Origin of the sequence: Streptomyces prasinopilosus, from assembly GCF_001419695.1 — a bacterium.
Taxonomy (GTDB): domain Bacteria; phylum Actinomycetota; class Actinomycetes; order Streptomycetales; family Streptomycetaceae; genus Streptomyces; species Streptomyces prasinopilosus.
In genome coordinates, this window is the sequence record NZ_LIRG01000543.1 from 1 (window position 1) to 3469 (window position 3469).

Here is a 3469-nt window from a genome sequence, read left to right on the forward strand (position 1 = left end):
GACGGTGACCTGGCGCTCCTCCATGGCCTCCAGGAGGGACGCCTGGGTCTTCGGGGGCGTGCGGTTGATCTCGTCCGCGAGGAGCAGGTTGGTGAAGACCGGGCCGGGCTGGAAGGAGAACTCGGAGGTGCGGGCGTCGTAGACCAGGGAGCCCGTGACGTCGCTCGGCATCAGGTCGGGGGTGAACTGGACGCGCTTGGTGTCGAGGTCCAGGGCCGCGGCGAGGGTGCGGACGAGCAGGGNNGCACAGCAGGGCGACGGCGAGACCGGTGACGGCGGGGTCCTGGCCGACCACGGCTTTGGCGATCTCGGCGCGCAGGGCTTCCAGGGAGGCACGGGCGGCGGCCGGGTCCCCGGTGTGCGCGGCGTTGTCAGTGGTCGGGTCCATCATGGACGGCGTACCTCTCTTTCGAGGGCGTCGAGTCGGTCGGCGAGGGCTGTCAGGGCTGCGTCGTCACCGGGTGGCGGGCCGAACAGGAGATCGTGCAGGAGGGCTGCCTGTCCGTCGCCGTGCAGGCGGGTGGACAGGGCGGGGAGCAGGGTCTCGGGCGTGTGCGCCTGGGACACCGGGATGCCCGCGAGGGGGGCGAGGCGCGTGCGGGTGGTGGAGCGGAGAGCGGTGGCTGCGCGGTCGCGGGCGTTCGCCTTGCGGTAGAGGCGGGCGCGGCCTTCGACGGTTTCGGAGGCGCGGATCGCGACCGGGAGCTTTTCAGGTACGAGCGGGCCGAGCCTGCGTGCCCGCCACAGGGCGGCCAGGGCCGCCGCGACGAAGAGCTGCGCGGTGCCCCAGATCCAGCCGGAGGGGAGCAGGTCGAAGAAGTCGCGTTCGCCCTCCTCGGGGGCGGCGGAGGCGTCGGCGAGGGAGGGGAGGTACCAGACGAGATGAGGGTGCGGGCCGAGGAGCTGGAGGGCGAGCGAGGCGTTGCCGTGCTCGTCGAGGCGGTCGTTGAGGAGGATGTCGGGGGCGCCGAGGAGGACCGTGTCGCCGGTCCCGGAGGCCGCCGGGACGCGCACGAGGGTGGCCAGGCGTTCGCTGGGGTAGCACTCGTCGGCGTCGGACCGGGTGGTGGTGTAGCGGATGCCGCCCGTGTCGGCGGAGCCCGCGGTGCGGGCGGCGGGCAGGCTGCAGACCGGGTCGAGGGTGGAGCCGAAGCTGGTGGCCGGGTCGGCGACGACGCCCGGGGCGAGCCGGTCGACGGACGCGCTGCCGGCGGAGACCAGGACGGTGCGGCCGCCGGAGTCGGCGAAGGCGGAGTGCAGGCGCGACTGCTGGCGGTGCGTCAGGAGGTCGGGGACGGCGACCAGGAGGGTCGTGTCGGGTTTCGCGGCGGCCGCCGCCTCTTCCAGGGTGGTGACCACGCGCGTGTCCACACCGCGGTCGGCCAGGAGCTCGGCGACCGCGCGGCTGCCGAGGGGGTCGGCGGAGCGCGGGTCGAGTTCGCCGTGCTGGGCGCCGGAGCGGGCCACGGCGATGACGACGGCCGCCACGACCAGCAGCGCGAGGGCGAGGACGACACCTCGCGCGCGGGTCCACACCTGGCGTGCGGTGGGCGAGGCCGAGGTGGAGGGGAGCGGTACCTCGGTCGTCATCCGGCGACTCCCTGGCGGGCGTTGTCGTCCGTGGTGCGGTCACTGTCGTTCCGGCCGGCGGCGGAGGCGCTCGCGAGCCGGGGCCTGGTCCGTTCCAGGTCGAGGTCGAGGCCGGTGATCTGCCGGTACGACTCCTCCGTCGCGGTGCGGCCGCCGTACGTCACGTCGTCGAAGCTCCGGGCCGCGGTGCGCAGCCGGCCGGTGTGGGCGGGCAGGACGCGGCCGGCCTCCGCGGCGGCCTCGTCGGCGGTGCGGCCGGGATGGAGGTCGAGCAGAGCGCGTTCCTCCAGGGCGCGGACGACGGCCCGCATGCGTTCCTGGACGGCCTGGTTCCAGTGGCCCTGGACGGCGTGCGCCTCGGCCGCCGCGCGGTGTTCGGCGGCGCTGCGGGGGCGGTCGTCGAACAGAACGGGGGCGGAGGCCGGTCCGCGGTGCGGGGTCCCCAGGCGCCACCACAGGGCGCCCAGGGCGGCGAGCACGGCGACGACGATCACGATCAGTCCGAGCGTGCCGCCGGGCGTCGCGGTGGAGGCGGCGTCGAGCAGCTTGCCGACCCATTCCCAGAAGGCGTTCAGGGCCCGCTGGAACCAGCTGGGGTCGTTCTCGTGGTACATCTGCTTGGACAGTTCGCGCCGGGCCGCCTCCCGCGCGGGGTCGCGCGGGATGGTGACGGGCGGCTCGCCGTCGCCGCGCAGCAGCGCCCGGACCGCGCTGCCGGCGGCTTCGGACGGCGTCCGCGCCGGTACGGGCATGGTGAGCACTCCCCCCGCGGTGTGCACCCGGTCAGCTCCCCGGGACGGTGCCGGGCCCGTAGCCCTGGACGCCGGCCGCGCGGCCCAGCTCCAGGTCGAGGGCCTCGCGGCGGATGCGCTGGTCGATGTAGAGGAGCACCGTGACGCCGGCCTGGATCGGGTACGTGATCATGGAGCCGATGACCGCGCCGACGCCGGTGACGATGAGGAACGTCCAGCCGATGTCCCCGCCGGCGCTGTTGAGGAAACCGGTGAGGCCGCCGTCGGTGACGGTCATGGCGATCACGGTGAAGGGGATGACGATGATCGACGCGACGAAACCCGCGATGATCATCGCGAGCAGCTGGATGCCGAAGACCCTCCACCAGGAGCCGCGCACCAGCTTCGCGGAACGGCTCATGGCCTTCAGGACGCCCTGCTTCTCCAGCATCAGCGTCGGAGAGGCCAGCGAGTAGCGGTTCATCAGCCACAGGGCGACGATCCCGGAGGCGAGGACGCCCAGGACGGTGAGCGCCACCGCGCCCGCGCCGCCGACCGTGGCGGCCAGGACGATGCCCGGCAGCGCGCCCGCCGCGACGACGGCCGCGGCGATGAGTATCAGCAGGAGGATCAGGCCGAACAGCTTCAGGACCTGGGGGCGGGCGTCGCGCCAGGCCTCGGCGGTGGTGACCGACGTGCCGAGGACGGCGCGGCTGGTGACGGTGGTGAGCAGGGCGGTGGCGGCGACAGTGCCGATCAGGGTGACGACGTAGACGATTCCGCTGTTGACGAGGGAGTCGCCCATGGCGGCGGTCAGCTCGTCGAAGGTGGCGGACGGGTCGCTGAGGGCCGCGGCGCTGGGGCTGTCCAGGAAGAGCCCCTGGACGAGGACGACGATGATCTCGGTGAGGACGGCGACGGCCAGCGAGATGCCGAGGACCGTGCGCCAGTGGGCGCGCATGGTGGAGACCGCGCCGTCGAGGATCTCGCCCACGCCGAGCGGGCGGAGCGGGATGACACCGGGTTTGGCCGCGGGCGGGGGTCCGCCCCAGCCTCCTCCCCAGGAGCCGTACCCGCCGGGCCCACCGCCGTAGCCGCCGTATCCCCCGGGCGCTCCGTGGCCGGGTCCGCCGGGGGATACGGCGGCT

Annotated in this window: 4 protein-coding genes and 1 pseudogene; all 5 read right to left on the bottom strand. The window is 74.2% G+C overall.

What is annotated here, in order from left to right; genetic code table 11:
- Window positions 1-242: AAA family ATPase (locus AOK18_RS34545; protein ID WP_240503269.1), on the bottom strand; the 242-nt coding region annotated here is incomplete at both ends.
- 2 nt (window positions 243-244) lie between these two features.
- Window positions 245-391, bottom strand: a pseudogene (locus AOK18_RS34550) (AAA family ATPase); the annotation flags it as partial.
- Window positions 388-1590 (bottom strand): DUF4350 domain-containing protein, encoded by a 1203-nt coding sequence (locus tag AOK18_RS21590; RefSeq protein WP_055695428.1) that lies wholly within the window; start codon window positions 1588-1590, stop codon window positions 388-390. The pseudogene AOK18_RS34550 and the gene AOK18_RS21590, both read right to left, overlap by 4 nt.
- Window positions 1587-2342 carry a DUF4129 domain-containing protein gene (locus tag AOK18_RS21595; RefSeq protein ID WP_055695429.1) on the bottom strand — a complete coding sequence of 252 codons (756 nt, stop codon included), beginning with the start codon at window positions 2340-2342 and terminating at the stop codon, window positions 1587-1589. Before AOK18_RS21595 ends, AOK18_RS21590 begins: the two co-directional genes overlap by 4 nt.
- 31 nt (window positions 2343-2373) lie before the next feature.
- On the bottom strand, window positions 2374-3469 hold a 1096-nt coding region (locus tag AOK18_RS21600), incomplete at its 5' end, for a DUF7544 domain-containing protein (protein WP_055695430.1).